Below are 17316 nucleotides of genomic sequence, written 5' to 3'. Positions count from 1 at the left end.
GCTAGCCCAGCGCATCCTCGAGCCGCGCCGCGATGCCGAGCGTGCGCCGGTCCCGGCCCCGGTGGCCCTGGATCGTGAGCCCAACCGGCAGCGCGTCCTCGACCGGCACGGGCACGGTCACCATCGGTGCTCCAAGGAGCGTGCCCTGCTCGGTGTTGCGCGTGAGCAGGTTGAACGTCGAGTACGTCGTGCCGAGGTGCGTGATCTCGTGGCTCTCCTCGAGTAGCGGCGCGGGCAACGCGGTCGAGGGGAACAGCCAGCCGTCGAGCATCGCGGTCTTCTGCGCGGCGAGGTACTTTTCGCGCGCATCGGTGACGAGGTGGATGCTCTCGGCGTAGGTCGTCGCGCCGATCGGGTCGGCGAGCACCATGCTCAGGATGTGGCGGACATCCTCACTCGCGGTTCCCTCGACGAGCCTCGCGAACGCGTCCTCGGGGGCGAGAGCCAGCGCATCCGCCGCCGCTGCGGCGAGTGTGCGGTGCGATTCCCACAACACGATCGGCATCGCCGCGACGTCGAGCTGCTGCAGCAGGTCGCTCGGGTCGACCTCGACCACCTCGGCGACGGATGCGATGCGCTCGATCGCGCGGTCTGTCGCATCCCTCGTGGCTTGATCGAGATCGGCCCAAAGACCGGCGGGCAGGCCGAGGCGCGGGGTCTCGTCGTCTGCGAGATGGTCGATGCCGTGGATACCCGTGATCCAGCGGTCGAACTGGATCGCGGTGGCGACATCGCGGGTGTGCGAGCCGATGGTGTCGCGCGTCCAGGAGAGGGAGACCGTGCCCGCGGTCGGCCAGCGACCGGTCGTGGGGCGGAAGCCGACGACGCCGCAGAGGGATGCGGGAATCGAAATCGAGCCGCCCGTGTCGGTGCCGAGCGCCGCATCCACCTCGCCGGACGCGACCGCGGCAGCGCTGCCGCCGCTCGAGCCGCCCGCGACGCGCGAGGGATCGCGGGGGTTCAGCACCGCGCCGAAGTGCGCGTTGTTCGAGGTGATGCCGAACGCGAGCTCGTGCATGTTGGTGGTGCCGACGACTTCGGCGCCGTACTGGCGGAGGGTCGCGACGACCGGCGCGTCGTATTCGGCTGGCTTGGTGCCGAGGACGGGGGAGCCGGCGCTGAGGCGGTAGCCGTTCACCGAGATGTTTGCCTTGACGCCGAGCGTGAAGGGCGTGCCGACGGGTTCGCCGACTTCTGGCGGTGCGGCGAGCCCGCGCTCGAGCCAAATTCCGTTGCTGTCGCTTGCTTCTTGCTGATCAGCCGTCACTTCGGTTCCTTCCGCCGGGGTAGCGAGTGCCACCGCCTCAGGCTAGCGCCGTGATCTGTGGATGCGCGGAGCCGGCGCGCTCGCGGGTTCGGCTAGGTGCCTGATCTGGGGCAGAATGTCAGGCATGAGCGAGTCCGTCCCCGTCGAGTCACCCGGTGACTTCAAGCAGGGGCTGCGCGACACGGTTCCGGTCGCGCTCGGGTACCTGCCGCTCGGGGTGTCATACGGGCTGTTCGCGGTGTCGATCGGCCTGCCGTGGTGGTGGGTCACGATCACGGCGATCATCATTTACGCCGGTTCGATGGAGTTCCTCGCGGCGGGGATGCTCGTCGGCGGCGCCCCAGTATCCCAGGCCGCAACGACCACGCTGTTTGTGAACTCCCGGCACATCTTTTACGGCTTGAGCGTGCCGCTCGAGCGTGTGAGGAATCCGCTCGCCCGGTTTTACTGCATCCACGCGCTGACTGACGAGGTCTATGCCGTGTGCGCTGGGATCGGGCGCGAGCACCTGACTGGGCCGCGCATCCTCGCCATCTCGCTGTCGAGCCACTTTTACTGGATCACCGGCAGCACCGTCGGTGCGCTCTTCGCGAGCGTGTTGCCGTTCGACCTGTCGTTCATGGGCTTTGCGATGACCGCGCTCTTCGCAATTCTCGCGATCAACGCCGCGAAGGCGAGCCGCGAGTGGGGGCTCTTCGGGGTCTCCGCGATCATCGGCGTTCTGGCGATCATCTTTGCGAAGGATGCGATGCTGCTCGTTGGCCTTTCGGCCTACTTCGTGCTCGTGGTCGCGATGGTGCTCGTGCGCCGGAAGCGGGCGGCGGCATGAACGTCTGGCACTCGGTACTGTTGTTGGTGGTGATCTGGGCGATCACGTTCGCCCTGCGCGCGGCGCCTTTGGTTTTGCGGCGCTGGCTCAGCGATAACGAGCTCGTCCGGGACATCGGCGCGTTGCTGCCGGTCGGCGTGATGGTGATCTTGACGGCGTATACCGTGCGCGATATGTCCTTCGCAGGGACTGAGTGGGTCGCACCTGTCGTGGGAATTCTCGTGACGGTGTTGCTGCATCTCTGGCGCAGCAATGTGCTGGTGAGTCTCGTCGGCGGTGTTGCGAGCTATTCGGTGGTGTACTTCGCGCTGGCGGGGTAGGCGTGCACTACGATTCTTGCTTCATCCACTCGGGAAGTAGGTATGTAATCTGCTCGATGAGGCGCTCGACGTCTGGGACGCCGCGCTCGACCCAGTCGAGGAGCACCTGGACCGTGCCCGCCGCGATGTAGTTCGCTTGTAGCTCTGCGTCGACCGGTGCGGACTCTGGATGCTCGGTGAAAAGCACCTGCCGCACCGCATCGGCGACGCGCGTGACGAGCAGTGGTTGTAGGGCGTTTCGGGAGCTGTTGGCGATCGCGCCCAGGATGAGCCCTCGCGTGGCCTGGGTCGCCGAGACCAGCTCGCGCACGCCGAGCTCCGTGATCGTGGCGCGGTCGAGTTCGTGCGTCGAGCGGCGCTCAGTGTCGTCCGGCACCGCGGCGGTGAGGGCTGCCCCCACCGCCGCGGCCGCGAGCTCGTCGACGGTTGCGAAGTGCGTGTAAAACGTACTGCGCGCGACCCCCGCCGCCTTCGAGATCGCCGTGACCGAGCATCCTGTTGTCCTCGACGTCACCTGCTGGATGAATGCATCCAGCAGCGCTTGCCGCGTCGCGATCGCTCGCGGATCGTTGGTGTCGGCGAGGGTGACTCGGCGCTCGGAAAGCGCCCCGGATGGAGTACTCATATCGTGCGAGCCTAGTGCGCCGCCGCGATCCGTTCCGCCGCCTGCCAGGCGAGCGCCTGCACGGGTGCTGACGTATTGCCGGAGGGCTGGTCGACAAACACCGATGCATCAACGACACGCAGTGCATCGACGCCTCGAACCCGCAGGTCGGCGTCAACGACGTCGTCATCGTTCGGGCCCATCGCGCAGGTCGACAGCGGGTGATAGCCGTTGGTGCCGGCCTCGAGCGAGTTGCGCAGCGCGCTTTCCTCATCGGTGACCTCGGTGCCAGGTGCCGTCTCGTGGACGATGTAATTAGAGATTGCACCGCGCTCGAAGATCTCGCGTCCCTTGAGCACCAGCTGCGACACGATCTTGCGGTCGTAGTCGGAGGTGAGGAACTGCGGGTTGACGATGCCGCCGTCCTCGGCATTTGGCCCGGTGATGTGGATGCTGCCGCGGCTCGTCGGGCGAAGCGGGTAGAGGCCGAGCATGACGCCGGGTTCGTCCGCGACCGCGAGACCGCTGCCCGCAAGCTGCGAGGTCTTGGTAGAGATTGGGTTGAAATAGCCGATCGCGTCGGGACGGTCGGAGGCGGGGTCAACCTTGAAGAACACCATGCCCGAGGCGGAACCCTGCGAGATGACACCGGTTCGCGTTGCGAGGTACTTGGCGCCCGTGGCGAGATATCGCGGTGGGCTCGAGAGCTGCGTGTTGAAGCTCGGCAGGTCCTTGATCTGGTACATCAGCGTCGCGCCGCGGTGTTCCTGGAGGCGCTCGCCGACGTTGGGGCTCTCGACGAGCTGCTGAACGCCGGCCGCCGCGAGGACATCACCGCGACCGATGCCGGAGCGCTCGAGCAGCAGCGGGCTGTCGAGCGTGCCACCCGCGACGATCACCTCGAGCTTGGCGCGTACCTCGTGTCGTTCACCCCTGTGCTCGAAGGCGACCCCCGTTGCGCGCTTACCCGAGAAGGTGACGTTGTTGACCGTGGCGTGCGTGAGCATCCGCACGTTGGGGCGCTTCAGCGCCGGATGCAGGTACGCATCCGCTGCCGAGACGCGGATGCCGCGACGGGTTGCGTACTGTCCGTAGCCCGCGCGCGGGTCGTCGGAGCCGTTGATGTCGTCGACGCGGTGTGCACCGACGACCGAGGTCGAGTCGATGAAGAGGTCGGTGGTCTCGTCGCGAGGCTTCGCGACCTGGACGCGCTCGCGCCCGCTGCCGCCGTGGAGCTCGTTGGCACCCGGCTCGAAGTCCTCGATTTCGCGGAATGCCTTGAGGAAGCCCTGCCAGTTCCACCCTGGATTACCTGCGGCTTCGAGCGAGTCGTAGTCCTGCTTCCAGCCTCGGTTCCACACGAGACCGTTTGTTGTCGTCGATCCGCCAACGATGTGGCCGCGCCACCACTGCTCGGTGGTGTTGTGTGGGCCGAATGGCTTTGTCGGGAAGTATTTCGAGTACTTGTCGTTGTGCATCGTGAAGAAGAAGCCCTTCGGGATGCGGTGCACGGGTGCGCGGTCATTGCCGCCCGACTCGAGCACGACGACGCGCACGTGTGGATTTTCCGACAGACGATAAGCGAGCACTGAACCCGCCGCACCCGACCCGACGATGACGTAGTCGGCTCCGTAAACAGTCATGAATCGCTCCTCGGTGAAGGTGATCGGTGCCTGGACTTGTGGGCACGCGAGGCACGTTATCGACAGTGTCTATAAGTTGGCTGTGTGGCTGTGTGGCTGTGTGGCTGTGTGGCTGTGTTCCTGTAGCGTTGGCCTGGGTTGCTCCATTACCGCCCTGCCAACGACGAGTAGCGAGCAATCCGTCTCTGGATGCTCGCTCTCGCCTACTGTGTCGGCCGCGCGCCGGCGAAACTGGCGCGGCCGCTAGAACGGCGGCGGATCATCCTCGACCTTCGGCACAAACCGTGGGCCGTACCCGCGCGGCTCCGCGGTTACGACCTGACCGAGCGGAGTTACCCACTGGAGGACGCCGCCTCCGAGATTGGTGACCGTCCAGGGCTTTTCGTGCTTCTGCACGTGGTGGCCTCGACACAGGTGGGCCATGTTTCCGTCGTGCGTCTCGCCACCCTCGCTGAATGGATGCGTGTGGTCGGCGTCGCACTGCACCGCCGGGCGGATGCAGCCCGGGAACGCGCAGGTGCGGTCCCGGACCTGAAGGAACCGCCGTAGTGACTTACTCGGCTCGTACGTGTCGACGCACGATACGTGCCCGGTGGCGGGGTCCGTCAGAACCCGCTGGAACGAGGTCGCCTCCCCGGCGAGCTGCCGGGCCTCCTCGAACCCCATCGGGCGTATCCCGTCCAGCAGCGCTGGCGCCGTCCCGTTCTTCCGGCCCTCGAGGAGCGAAAGTGCGGGAACGGTGACGCTCACCACTGCCTTCACCCGCGACTCGCCCGGAGTGCTGCAGAGCAGCGTCTGGGCGAAGACGTCCGCTCGAATCTCACTGATCGAGCGGGTGTCCGCCTCGAACTCGGGCGGCTCCACGGCACCTCTGGCCCGCGCGTCGCGCATGGCCTGGCGGTGCTCGGCCTGCGCTTCCTTGTCAAGCGCGATGACCTCTCGCGCTCCCTTGTCGATCAGCTGCGCGATCGGCGAGGCCAGCTCGCTCGGCAGGTAGGCGTTCAGCACCGCCATGCCGAGCCCGTCATGGCTGACGGTGACGCTTCGCCTCCGCCGAGCCCGGGCGTGCTCCGCTTCGAATTCCTCCGCCGCGATGGTGCTCGCGGCTTCCTCCGCGAAGGTCCCGGTCTCACCGGGGGTGTGGCGCTCGGCGAACTCGAGCACCACGGCCCCGTACTCGGCGAGGTACTTGTCGCCGAGGTGACGCGAGTGTTTCAGCATCTCGCGGGAGTGGCGCGTGTCGACCTGGCCACGCTCGATGGCCGTGACCCAGCCGGGGAACCGGCCCACGAGCACCGACGCGTCGTAGCCGCGGGCCCGCAGTGACTGATCCGAGTCGTGCGTGGCGAACGCGAATTCGCCCAGCACCGAGGTGAAGTGCCACGAGAAGACCTGCTCGTCGCTGTCTGCCTCGCCTCGCCCCGACTCCGCGAGGGTTGCCTCCGCGCGGCGCTGCGCGATGTCGTGCGCCGTGGCCAGCGCGCGGATCATCGCAGCCTCACCCGCGCCTCGCGCGCAGTACGCCTCGCCGAACGACGTCAGCGCTGCCTTCAGCTCGGGTGTGCCGAGCTCGTCGGCCGCTGTCTTGCGGCCGGTGTTGGCGCGAGGCGACTTCCCGGCGCGGCTCCCACCAGGAGCCCTGGTCCGGGACTTCTCGCGCTTCCGCGCCCGCGCCGCATCCGCCGCGCCTGCCGTATCTGCCCCGCCTGCCGCGCCTGCCGCACCCGCCGCGCCTGCCGTATCTGCCGCGCCTGCCGCATTCGCAGCGGCGGCCGCATCTTCTGCTGCGGCATTCTCTGCCGCCACCACCGCGTCCGCTGCTTCAGCCGGAGCTGCATCCTGCCCGCCGATGCTTCCCTCGCCGGCTCGAGCGCCGCGAATACGAGCGATCTCGCGGGAGTAGCGACGGCGCCGAGGCCGTGGTGCCGTCGCTGGCACCGTGGGGTGCAGCTCGATCGGTGTGGGCCGGATCTCGCCCGCACCTGCGTCAGCGCCGGTGCCTGCCTCTGCCTCGCCGACAATCGCAGCGAGGGTGTCACGCGTGCTGCCATCTGCAGCGGAAGAGTCGATTGCGGTCATGAGGATGTCACCTCCAACTAACGAATCGCGGGCGTTAGGTCGACCAGCGTTGGCCGACGAGTTCAATCTATGTCGAGCCTCCGACATTCTTGGGGCGGAGGCGGTCTCAGCTGCGGGGGATCGAAATGACTGACTTGGAGCGGGGCAGAATGTGGATGTCTCGGGTCAGAGTCGAACGGTTCCGGGTATGGAGTTCAATCTATGTTGAGCCTCCGACATTCTTGTGTTGGAGCCGGTTTCGGTTGAAATAGCGCGACGCGGTGACTTGAAATCGACAGCATCCGACGGTGTCTCGAAAGCGAGTGCATCGACCTGAGCCGATGACTTCAAGGTATGTCGAGCCTCCGACATTTCCTGTCCTCGGCCAACGAAACCAAGGTAAATGGAGCCTCCGACATTTCCGATGCCCGATGGCCTTCGGCGAACAGGCGCAACACCGTGCATCCAAAACCGTTGCCCTAGCCATAACCGCATCCATACCGACACCCGCATCCTCACCGCGCAGCCGCAGCCGCAGCCGCAGCCTCACCGCGCAGCCGCAACCACAACCACCCCTCCCGCACACTGCCCCCGCACACCTCCCCGATAGTTGAAGTCAGGTAAGTGTCGGAGGCAGTCCTAAGATGGAATGCATGTCGAATCCTCATGGAGAAGCTGCTGAGGCCCAGGCGCCCAGCCAGCTCGCGCAGTACGCAAATTATTCGGTATTTCGTCGCCTTCCCGGCACAGCAGCGCCCGCAGATCTTGACGCCGCAGTTGCCCAGCTCGAGGCAGTGACCGCAAAGCTCGAACCCTCGGGCGTGACGCTCCGCGGCATCTACGACCTCAACGGCTTCCGCCACGACGGTGACATCCTCGTCTGGACGCACGGCGCAGACGTCGAGGCGATCCAGACCGCGATCCGCAACATCCGCTCGACCACGCTGTTCGAGTCGCTCGAGCTGGTCTGGCAGGTCACCGGCGTGCACGCCGATGCCGAATTTAACCCGCGCCACGCGCCCGCCTACATGCTCGGCCACGAGCCGAAGAAGTGGATCACGATCTACCCGTTCGTGCGCTCGTTCGAGTGGTACCTGCTTCCCGAGGAAGAGCGCTCGGTCATGCTGCGCGACCACGGCATGCGAGGCGCTGCATTCAAGTCGGTCCTGGCAAACACGATCGCCGCCTTTGGCATCAGCGACTACGAGTGGATGCTCTCGTTTGAGGACGATGACCTCATCAACATCCTCGACATGATGCGCGACCTTCGCTACACCGAGGCCCGCCGTCACGTGCGCGAAGAACTGCCGTTCTACACCGGCCGCCGCATCCCCGAAGCCGAGGTGCCTGTGGCCCTCCGCTACGTCCCGGTCGACTAGTGGCTGCCGAGAATATCGGTCGCAAGCCAGCTCCCGCGAAGGATGCTCCGCTCGCCCCCGGCGCGGTTGTTTCGGCCGCGACCTCGGCGGCTTGCGACGGCGCTCCTTGGGTTTCGGAGGCCGTGGACTATGACGCGATCCTGCTCGCGTCCTTCGGCGGACCGAACGGCCAGGATGATGTGATTCCGTTCCTGCGGAACGTCACGGGCGGTCGCGGGATCCCGGATGAGCGGCTCGAAGAAGTCGCCGTGCACTACCGCAAAAACGGCGGGAAAAGCCCGATCAACGAGCAGAACCTTGCCCTCAAGTCGGCCCTCGAAGCCGAGCTCGAAAAGCGTGGCGTGAACCTGCCCGTGTACTGGGGTAACCGCAACTGGCTGCCGTACATGAACGACGCGGTGCGCGAGGCGCACGAAAACGGCGCGAAGAAGATCATCGCGCTCTCGACGAGCGCGTACTCCTCGTATTCATCCTGCCGCCAGTACCGCGAGGACTTCGCGGACCTCCTCGAGGACCTCGATCTCCAGGGCGAGGTACAGATCGATAAGGTCCGCCAGTTCTTCGACCACCCCGGCTTCGTCAGTCCGTTCGTGGACGGCCTCGTCGAGGCACTCGACGACCTCAAGCGCGAAGACCCGAGTCTCGAGCTCGGCAGCGACGTCGAGGTGCTCTTCACGACCCACTCCGTGCCGACCGATGACGCGAACCGCTCTGGCCCCGAATCCCGCGGGTTCGGTGAGGGCGGCGCGTACTTCGCGCAGCACCTCGCGGTGAGCGAGGTCGTGGTGCAGGATGCGCTGGCTCAGCTCGAGGAGCGCGGCGACGGGCTCGAGCAGCTCAACTGGCAGCTCGTTTTCCAGTCGCGTTCGGGCCCGCCGAGCCAGCCCTGGCTCGAGCCGGACATCAACGACGTCATCGAGGGGCTCCCTGCGAAGGGTCGCCGCGCGGTCGTCGTCGTGCCGGTCGGCTTCGTGTCCGACCACATGGAAGTCCTGTGGGATCTCGACAACGAGGCCAAGACCTCGGCGGCGGATGCGAACCTCGCCTTCCGTCGCACCCCCACCCCGGGCGTCCACCCGGCCTATGTCTCGGGGCTTGTCGACCTCATCCTCGAGCGTGTGAATGGCACGCCGAAGGACGAGCGACCCGCACGAACCGAGCTCGGCCCCTGGTACGACGTGTGTCGCGCCGGATGCTGCGAGAACGCGCGACTCGGGTTCCGGCCGGCTGTCGCTGGCCTCCAGCCGTAACCCGGCGCATGTCTAACACCGCGCAGCCGTAACCACGCGCAGCCATTGCCGCTAGACCTTGCCCGTGCTCGAGTACGGGCAAGGGCTAGCGCTATGAGCAAGGGCAGTTGTGCGCCGCCCTCAGGCGTGCAGAGTTCCCGCCGACGCCCATTGCAGGTAGCGCTTACCCATCGCCGTGTACGGACAAGGGCTAGCGCTACGAGCAAGGGTGGCGGGGCGGTGCTACTCGCGCTCGTGGGTCTCGACGTGCCACTCGGGGTACGGGTCGGGGAATTGCCGCCACGCGTTAGGTCCGGCCGTGAACTCGGCATCCGTGAGCAACGCCGTATCGAGCGCGGCAGCGAGCGCTTCGTGCTCGAAGTCGAGGCCGAAGAACGCGAGGTCCTGGCCGGATGCGAAGAAATCCAGGTCGTCCGTGCCGTCGCGTGTGGTCGAAACGTTCTGCGCATCCAGCGCTGCGACATCCGACACGATCGGGTCGAAGTCAATCATTGCGCCCACGTGACTCCAGCGGGCGAGCCGCTCCGGTCGCGTCGCGAAGCTGCAAAAGCCGCTCGAGCGCAGCACCTGGCCGAACTCGCCTCGCTCGACCCGCTCATCCAACACCACCTGCAACCGACCGGGATGGAACGCGCCGACGCGCTCGTAATGGAATGCGCTCACCCGCTCGTCGGTCATGTGCGGCTCAAGCTCGCCATTCAGCAGCCGCACCCAGCCAGGTCGATCCTGTTCAGGCGAATAACGCGCATCCGAAATCTGGACGAGGGCCTGCCCCGTGTCGACGCCGTAGAGGCGCAGGCGCGCGGTCGGCGCGAGGTGGCTGACAAGCGCCATCATCGTGGACAAGTCAGGGGTCGACAGCGACTCCCAGTTCACGAAGCACACGGTCGAGGCGTACTCGATCTGCGTCGCGGTGAGCATGGCGCGTGCCATGTACTCCTGCGGTTTGCGGCGGATGGGCGCTACGGGCCGGTAGTCGTCGCGCAGCAAGTCCTGGATGAGGTGGCTCGCGTCGACGACGCACAGCACCTCCCGCAGGCACACGACCCGACCACGGCCACGAGATCGACTGCACTGCTATTCACGGCTGAACGCCTCCAAAATTCTCGGTGTAATCTAGTAAGCGATAATCGTTATCATTAGGAGGTTACCGTGAAAGTTCGTGCATCGCTCAAGTCGCTCAAGAATCAGCCAGGTGCGCAGGTCGTGCGCCGCCGTGGCCGCGTCTACGTGATCAACAAAAAGACCCCGCGCTTCAAGGGCCGACAGGGCTAGTCCGAACCCTGCTCGGAGGAGCTAGCTTCCCCACCGAGCTTGCTCATTGGCGTGAGTCGACAGGTACGCGCCCGGTGTGAACAGGGCGTCGTAGAAGTCAGTGTCTAGGTGCTGAGCCTGCAGGTAGTTCATTATCCACACCGAGGGCACGGCCGCAGGGAACTTCCCGAACGACGAGTCGATGTACTCGAGCTGCAGGGTCAGCAGGTCGATCATTTCTTCGTCGAATGGTGCCGCAGAGCCACGAATCCCTCGCGAGTCGCGCCACGCACCGGGCGTGCCCGAGTTGAACGGGCCGCCCGCCCCAAACTTGCGCTCGACCAGGGCCTCTACCACTGCTCGCATCGATCCGTAATGCTGCCGGGTGAATGATTCGAATACGCCGTCGAGACCGGTGGGATTCGGCATCGACCATCGAGCATCCTCGTCATAACTGAACCCAAGCCCGGGCACGTCGGGGTTCCCCGATGCGCCCAGCACGGAGAGTCGGTCGAGCCCGTCGACGCTCCAGCCTCCGAGCCCGATCGCGCCGAGCGCCAGGTGACCCGCATAGCTCGAGGTCATCAGCTCGGCACTCGCTTCGGCAAGTGAATACTGGTCGACGAACGAGATCGGTTGTGGCTCGGCCGCATGTTCCAAGCGACCCGCGAACCGCTCAAGGCCGGGAATTTCTCGTCCGTTGAGGTCGTCGTAGAGCGCGTATCCGTTCTGGCCAAAGAAGGCGATGTTGAGGAGCGTCTGCTGCGCAAGATCGGCAACCGGAATGACAAGTAGCGTCCCGGGCCAATTTGCGATCCAGGTGTTGTGGCCCTCAAAGTAGGGCTGCTCGCGCGGCAGGTAAAGCCGCTCGTCGCTTACCCTGACGACTCGCGCAAGGAGTGCGTTGAGAGCCCGCTCGAGTTCGTCGTTACAGGGCAATCCCTCGGACCCGAGCTGGGTGTCGAGGACCGCATCCCTCGTTGACAAGAAGTAGATACCGGAGTCGTCAGTGAAGAAAAAGTCGGTGGTGTGGAACCCCGCCGCGGAAGGAAAGGTGCGGCCGATCGCCGAACCGCTGTAGTTGGGAAGGTGTGGGGCATAGCCCGGGTGATGCGTAATTGCAAAGTGCCAGCCAGTCTGCCCACTCATCGTCGCAAGCACCAAGGCGCGCTGGAGATCGGTGAGGGATCTGGGCTCCTTATTGCTCTTGAACGCAAGCGGGCCAGCGGGGATGTGGCCGCCCACCGGAAAACGTCGCGAACGGCGACCAAGAAGGGCGTCGAAGAAGGGGAACTGTGCGAGGTCAGCCAGCGCAGTTCGCTCGCGGTCGGTGAGTTCGATTGCTTTGAGTCCATTGGCGAAGACGGTCATGGTGGCTCCTTGGAGAGGTGTTCGTGGCGTTCTTGGAAACCAACCACCCGACCGGCTGCAACCCGCTTCTGAAGCTCGTGAGACTGGTGTCGCGAATTGCTGTGCATTGGCGGCTGGATCATCCAGGGCTAGTCCGCGAGAAACGCGCAGTTCAGCAGCGGGGTTGTGTCGGCCGTTCCGAGTTCGCCCGTCTGGTCTCCTCGGTACGCGACGATCTCATATCCCATGCTGGCAAACTCAGTGCCCTGGGCGACGGGGAATAGTGCGATCTGGTCATCAGGGCGCACCGATACGGGAGCGGATGAGGCAGGTGCCGACAGGAGCGTCGTCCCGCTCGTGATCGCCTCGGCGTCGCCCCAAAGCGACGGTGGGCAGAACCCGCCCCATGCCGCGCTCGGGGCAACCTGGAGCGGGAACCAGGTGCCATCAAGTTGCGTTACTGCGATCTCGCGAACTTGGTGACCCTTGCCGATGTGGATGCAGTCCCGCGCGAGGTCGTGGATCAACCGGAGATTCTCATCCACCGTGAATCCAGCGTTAGTGGCCGTGACTGAATTCACGACGTGGCCGCACGTGCTCGTAACCCCGATCGGGAATGGGACCTGTTCCGCCGTGACATTGCCTCCCGCATCGACGCCGAGCCAGACGTACCAGAGCTCGCGGAACTTGCCTTGCGCCTCTTCTCTGAGCGGTATCGCGACGTCCGGGACGTCGTCGCCATTGGCATCCCCGATCACCGGCACGCCAACGGTGTACACCTGACCATCGGCACCAGTTCCTGCGCCATTGTTGATGTCGACCAGAATGCTGCTGGTCAAGCCGTCCTCGGAAAAGACCCATTCCGTGTTGCGGATGAAATCGGTGAGGCTTGCGACCGACGAAGTTTCCGGGCCAGGGGTCGGCCCGCGCGTCGCGCCAGAGCCTGGACCGTCGTCGCTCCCAGACCCGGAGGTGTCAGCGGTGCCTGCATCCGACGAGGCCGAGCCGGTTGAGGTTGGTGTCGTGACCTCTGCCTCAGAGCCGCTCGCGCATCCACTGAGGAGCAAAAGCACAGCGAAGCCGTAGGCGAGCGGTCGTAGAAACGATTTCATGATCCTGCCCTCGAATTCTCCCGGCAGGCGACTGTGCTTGCATCCTGGGCCACGCGTCATCGCGGTTCTTTAAGGGTATGGAGCCGGTGGATGAATGAGAACAGCCCGCGAGCCAGTTACCGGGACTGTGCGCTGGGGCGAACGCGGAGGGATAACGATTCGCGCATATTCGAGTCGGCCACCTTGACTCACCGCGTCCGCTGTCGGCGGTGGTACGTCACAGACGTGCGCGAAGAAGATCACCGGGACTAGGATGGTGCGGGTGAAAGCCCTTCTTCTCGAAAACATCCACGCCGAAGCCACTCGCCTGCTCGAGGCCGCCGGCATTGAGGTCGAGACCCGCAAGGGCGCGCTCGACGAGAACGAACTGATCGAGGCCCTCGAAGGTATCGACCTGCTTGGTATCCGATCGAAGACTCAGTTGACGCGTCGCGTGATCGAGGCGCGCCCCGAGTTGAAGGCCGTCGGTGCGTTCAGCATCGGCACGAACCAGATCGACCTCGACGCTGCCGCCGAGCACTCGATCGTCGCCTTCAACGCGCCGTACTCGAATACCCGCTCGGTGGTCGAGCTCGCAATCGGCGAGATCATCAACCTCGCTCGCCACCTGGGCGATCACAACAAGAACATGCACAACGGCCTCTGGGATAAGACTGCGAAGGGCTCGCACGAGGTCCGCGGCCGCACGCTCGGGCTCGTCGGCTACGGCAACATCGGCTCGCAGCTCTCGGTGCTCGCCGAATCGCTCGGGATGCGCGTCTACTTTTACGACGCCGTCGACCGCCTCGCGCTCGGCAACGCCGTGCGCTGCGACTCGCTCGAGGAACTGCTGTCGACCGTGGAGACGGTCTCGGTACACGTGGACGGTCGCCCCGAGAACACCAATCTCTTCAACGCGGAAACCTTCGCGATGATGCGTCCCCGTTCGCTGTTCCTCAACCTCTCGCGCGGCCACGTGGTCGACCTCGAGGCGCTGCGCGACAACCTCGTCTCGGGCCACATCGCGGGCGCGGGCCTCGACGTCTACCCCGTCGAGCCGAAGAGTGCGGGCGACACGTTCGAATCAGTGCTGCAGGGCATCCCGAACGTGATTCTCACGCCGCACATCGGTGGCTCGACCGCCGAAGCGCAGGAAGACATCGGCCGCTTCGTCGCCGGTAAGTTCCGCGACTACGTGCGCTCGGGTTCCACGTACATGTCGGTCAACCTCCCCGAGGTGCAGCTCTCGCCGATCGACCACGGCGCGCGACTGCTCTACCTCCACGAGAACATCCCCGGTGTCCTCGCCACCGTCAACTCGGTGCTCGGCGAGCACGGCGTCAACATTGACGGCCAGCAGCTCACCACCCGCGGCAGCCTCGGCTACGTGGTGACCGACTGCGCGAACGGCGTGCCGCAGGCCGCGCTGGATGAGATCCGCGCGCTCAAGGCGACACGTCGCCTCACCGCGCTCGGCCAGGTTCGCTAGCAAGCGACGCGAGGAGGAGCACACATGGCGCAGCGGGTAGTCGTCACCGGAGCGAGCTCAGGAATTGGCGCCGCCACCGTGCGTCGCTTCACGGAAATCGGGTGGGACACCGTCGCGGTCGCTCGCCGCGAAGATCGCCTGCAGCAACTCGCGCAGGAGACGGGCTGCCTTCCGGTCGTGTGTGACATTACCGACGAGGCGCAGGTTGCGCAGCTCGCCGAGACCGTCCGCGAGACGGGCGGCGCCACCGGGCTCGTCAACAACGCGGGTGGTGCGATCGGGCTCGATCGTGTCGAGGATGCATCCAACGACGAATGGCGGCGGATGTTCGAGGTCAACGTCATCGGGCTCCGCTCGGTCACGGCGGCGCTGCTGCCGGTCCTTCGCGAGGGCGCCACGCGCGACGGCTGGGCATCGATCCTCAATCTCACGTCGACCGCGGGGCACGGCGTCTACAAGCACGGCGGCGGCTATATCGCGGCGAAGTCCGCGGCCCACGCGGTCACCGAGGTGCTTCGGCTCGAGCTCGCGGGCGAACCGATCCGCGTAATGGAGCTTGCGCCGGGCCTCGTGCACACCGAGGAGTTCACGCTGAACCGGATGCGCGGCGACGTGGACGCGGCCGCTCGACTTGGTATTTACGATGATGTCGAGCCGCTCACACCCGAAGACGTGGCGCGAGTGCTCGTCGGCACGTTCGAGCAGCCGCCGCACGTGAACCAGGACCTCATCATCCTGCGACCCGTGGCGCAGTCGAGCCACGTCGACACGCACAAGGGGCCGCTGGTTCCGCGCGAGTCCTAGGTTGGCGGATCGACGCAGTTGCGAGCGCGCTCCGCACGCGACACTGGCGGATGCACGACGTCGGTTTGCGCTGAACCTTCCGCTGCCTTCCGCTGCGATGGGCTGTCCGAGGTGCAGGGCTGTCGGAGGCGCAGGTTAGGATGCCAACTTCGGGTCGAGCAGTTGGCTAATCGACCACACTCGCAAGTCGTTTGGAGGACGGCGTCTCGAAGACAACGCAGGGCCGAAACATGGGCGCCAGCAGGGGCACTGCTGGGCGTAGCCGCACGCGCGCCACGTCGGGTAAGACTGGCAAGCCGAGCGGGTCTGCGCGTAAACCTGCCTCGAAGGGTTCCCGCCGTGCTCCAACGGCCATAAAACTGCAGGCGCGAAAGCGTCGCAGGCAGGCCTTCACCGCAATCGCTGCGACCCTCGGGACCGCAGCCCTGATCGCCGCGACCTGGGCGCTGGTTTCGGGCATCCACTCGATCGGTAGGCTCTCGTACGGCCCGGGCACAGGAAACCCCTCGGCAGCTCTCGGCGCCGAAGCCCCCAAAGCCGAGGATGCGCAAGCCCTCGAGGGCGCGGGGGTCGCGGTCGATGAGGCTGGTCCCGGAGGCATCCCGCCCATGCAGTCGACCGAGATCGCGAGTCTGCCCGACCCACAGTGGTTGGCCGACGTGTCCGCCGCCACGGGTATCCCCGAGCGCGCGCTCGCAGCCTACGCCGGCGCCGACCTCGTGGCCTCAAACGTGTACGGCTGTCGCGTGGGCTGGAACACGCTCGCCGGCATCGGCTACGTCGAGAGCCACCACGGCACACTGTTTGGGGGTGGGGTGCAGCCCGATGGCGAAACGTCCCAGAAGATTTACGGCATTCCCCTCGACGGCACGAACAACACGATGGCGATCGAGGATACCGACAAGGGCCGACTCGATAACGATACGGAGTGGGACCGAGCCATGGGGCCGCTGCAGTTCATCCCCACGACCTGGGAAATCTGGGGCACCGATGGGAATGGCGATGGCATCGAAGACCCGCACCACATCGACGACGCGGCGATGACCGCGGCGCTGTATCTCTGCAACGCGCAGGGCACGCTCGAGGGTGCCGATAACTGGATTCCGGCCATCCGCTCGTACAACAACACCGACGATTACCAGAAGCAGGTCGCGGATGCGGCATCAAACTACGCGCGCATCGAGCGGGAGCTCCGCTAGCCACCTGGGAGGATGCGGTTAATCTTACCGCTGGAATGTTTCCGTCGGTAAGATAGCTGACATGAGCGACGGCTATCACCACGGCGACCTGAAATCAGCGGTGCTTCGGCGCGCGCTGGAAGTGATCGAGCAGGACGGCGTCCAGGCGCTGTCCCTGCGCTCGATCGCGGCCGACATTGGGGTCAGCCACACGGCGCCGCGGCACCACTTCGGTGACCTGCGGGGGCTCCGCACCGCGATCGCGGCTGAGGGGTTCCGGATGCTCGGCCGTCACCTCATCGAGACGCGAGAGTCGGGTGGCGAGTTCCTCGACGTCGGCGTCGCGTACGTCGAGTTTGCGCTCGCACATAAGGCGCACATGACCGTCATGTTCGCGCCGACCCTGCTCGATGCCGAGAACACCGAGCTCATCGACGCGAAGGACTTGGCGTTCGGCGAGCTCCGCGGCGGCGTCGACGCGATGGCCGCGCGCGGCGCGATCGAGGATGCGGCTGCCGCCGTGATTGCGGGCTGGGGCCTCGTGCACGGCATTGCCACGCTCGGGATCACCGGCAACCTGCAGGATTCTCAGCTCGGGGCGCTGGTTGCCGATGGCGATTTGCTCGAGATCACCCGTCGGGCCGCGCGGATGCTCTACGGCTCGCCAGGGTCGAGTGAGCAAGGTGGCCCAGCCAACTGACCCAACCAACTGACCGATGAACAGAGAGGCCGACACTCGAGGCGCATCCACCTGAGACGTATGCCCAGCGACGCATCCATCCGAGAGATATGCCCCGAGA

16 protein-coding genes are annotated in these 17316 nt (G+C 65.7%); 9 read left to right on the top strand and 7 right to left on the bottom strand.

Annotated elements, in window-relative coordinates:
- Window position 1: 1 nt before the first annotated feature.
- Window positions 2-1267, bottom strand: coding sequence for an amidase family protein (locus GMOLON4_RS11670; protein WP_051266765.1), 1266 nt, complete (start codon window positions 1265-1267; stop codon window positions 2-4).
- Window positions 1268-1391: 124 nt separating this feature from the next.
- Here GMOLON4_RS11670 and GMOLON4_RS11665 point away from each other — a divergent pair, with 124 nt between their 5' ends.
- Complete coding sequence (locus tag GMOLON4_RS11665) at window positions 1392-2096, top strand: AzlC family ABC transporter permease (RefSeq protein ID WP_026936866.1); 705 nt, start codon at window positions 1392-1394, stop codon at window positions 2094-2096.
- Window positions 2093-2416, top strand: coding sequence for a branched-chain amino acid transporter permease (locus GMOLON4_RS11660; RefSeq protein ID WP_035732691.1), 324 nt, complete (start codon window positions 2093-2095; stop codon window positions 2414-2416). The genes GMOLON4_RS11665 and GMOLON4_RS11660 overlap by 4 nt, the downstream gene beginning before the upstream one ends.
- 7 nt (window positions 2417-2423) lie before the next feature.
- On the opposite strand, the gene GMOLON4_RS11655 is transcribed toward GMOLON4_RS11660, so the two are convergent.
- The 3 genes from GMOLON4_RS11655 to GMOLON4_RS11645 all read right to left on the bottom strand — a co-directional run bounded on the left by GMOLON4_RS11655 (window position 2424) and on the right by GMOLON4_RS11645 (window position 6742).
- Complete coding sequence (locus tag GMOLON4_RS11655; protein ID WP_026936864.1) at window positions 2424-3041, bottom strand: TetR/AcrR family transcriptional regulator; 618 nt, start codon at window positions 3039-3041, stop codon at window positions 2424-2426.
- Window positions 3042-3052: 11 nt separating this feature from the next.
- Window positions 3053-4663, bottom strand: a complete 1611-nt coding sequence (locus GMOLON4_RS11650; protein ID WP_026936863.1) for a GMC family oxidoreductase — start codon at window positions 4661-4663, stop codon at window positions 3053-3055.
- A gap of 243 nt (window positions 4664-4906) precedes the next feature.
- Window positions 4907-6742 (bottom strand): HNH endonuclease signature motif containing protein, encoded by a 1836-nt coding sequence (locus GMOLON4_RS11645; protein WP_026936862.1) that lies wholly within the window; start codon window positions 6740-6742, stop codon window positions 4907-4909.
- A 632-nt stretch (window positions 6743-7374) separates the two neighbouring features.
- Between GMOLON4_RS11645 and hemQ the strand changes: the two genes are divergently transcribed.
- Together hemQ and GMOLON4_RS11635 are read left to right on the top strand one after the other, a co-directional pair.
- The gene (hemQ, locus tag GMOLON4_RS11640; protein ID WP_245575429.1) at window positions 7375-8100 is read left to right on the top strand and encodes a hydrogen peroxide-dependent heme synthase; all 726 of its coding nucleotides are present in this window, start codon (window positions 7375-7377) and stop codon (window positions 8098-8100) included.
- Window positions 8100-9350: a ferrochelatase gene (locus GMOLON4_RS11635; RefSeq protein WP_026936860.1), complete on the top strand. Its 1251-nt coding sequence runs from the start codon at window positions 8100-8102 to the stop codon at window positions 9348-9350. The genes hemQ and GMOLON4_RS11635 overlap by 1 nt, the downstream gene beginning before the upstream one ends.
- 222 nt (window positions 9351-9572) lie before the next feature.
- On the opposite strand, the gene GMOLON4_RS11630 is transcribed toward GMOLON4_RS11635, so the two are convergent.
- Window positions 9573-10394, bottom strand: a complete 822-nt coding sequence (locus GMOLON4_RS11630; protein WP_051266763.1) for a CobW C-terminal domain-containing protein — start codon at window positions 10392-10394, stop codon at window positions 9573-9575.
- A gap of 108 nt (window positions 10395-10502) precedes the next feature.
- Here GMOLON4_RS11630 and ykgO point away from each other — a divergent pair, with 108 nt between their 5' ends.
- Window positions 10503-10625 carry a type B 50S ribosomal protein L36 gene (gene ykgO, locus GMOLON4_RS11625; RefSeq protein ID WP_026936859.1) on the top strand — a complete coding sequence of 41 codons (123 nt, stop codon included), beginning with the start codon at window positions 10503-10505 and terminating at the stop codon, window positions 10623-10625.
- 21 nt (window positions 10626-10646) lie between these two features.
- Here the strand turns inward: ykgO and GMOLON4_RS11620 are convergent, their stop codons facing one another.
- Window positions 10647-11975 (bottom strand): hypothetical protein, encoded by a 1329-nt coding sequence (locus tag GMOLON4_RS11620; protein WP_051266762.1) that lies wholly within the window; start codon window positions 11973-11975, stop codon window positions 10647-10649.
- Window positions 11976-12103: 128 nt separating this feature from the next.
- Window positions 12104-13066, bottom strand: coding sequence for a hypothetical protein (locus GMOLON4_RS11615; protein WP_026936857.1), 963 nt, complete (start codon window positions 13064-13066; stop codon window positions 12104-12106).
- Between the two features lie 262 nt (window positions 13067-13328).
- Between GMOLON4_RS11615 and serA the strand changes: the two genes are divergently transcribed.
- From serA to GMOLON4_RS11595, 4 genes are all read left to right on the top strand, one after another.
- Window positions 13329-14534, top strand: coding sequence for a phosphoglycerate dehydrogenase (gene serA, locus GMOLON4_RS11610; protein ID WP_026936856.1), 1206 nt, complete (start codon window positions 13329-13331; stop codon window positions 14532-14534).
- A gap of 24 nt (window positions 14535-14558) precedes the next feature.
- Window positions 14559-15338: an SDR family oxidoreductase gene (locus GMOLON4_RS11605; protein ID WP_026936855.1), complete on the top strand. Its 780-nt coding sequence runs from the start codon at window positions 14559-14561 to the stop codon at window positions 15336-15338.
- A 230-nt stretch (window positions 15339-15568) separates the two neighbouring features.
- A complete protein-coding gene (locus tag GMOLON4_RS11600) occupies window positions 15569-16537 on the top strand; it encodes a lytic murein transglycosylase (RefSeq protein WP_146137519.1) in 969 nt (322 codons plus the stop codon).
- Between the two features lie 61 nt (window positions 16538-16598).
- On the top strand, window positions 16599-17216 hold the full coding sequence (locus tag GMOLON4_RS11595) for a TetR/AcrR family transcriptional regulator (RefSeq protein ID WP_026936854.1): 618 nt from the start codon (window positions 16599-16601) through the stop codon (window positions 17214-17216).
- Window positions 17217-17316 lie beyond the last annotated feature (100 nt).

The sequence above is a fragment of the Gulosibacter molinativorax genome, from assembly GCF_003010915.2.
Taxonomy (GTDB): domain Bacteria; phylum Actinomycetota; class Actinomycetes; order Actinomycetales; family Microbacteriaceae; genus Gulosibacter; species Gulosibacter molinativorax.
Note: the sequence above shows the minus strand (reverse complement) of the source record. Positions and strands in the feature narration are given on the sequence as shown.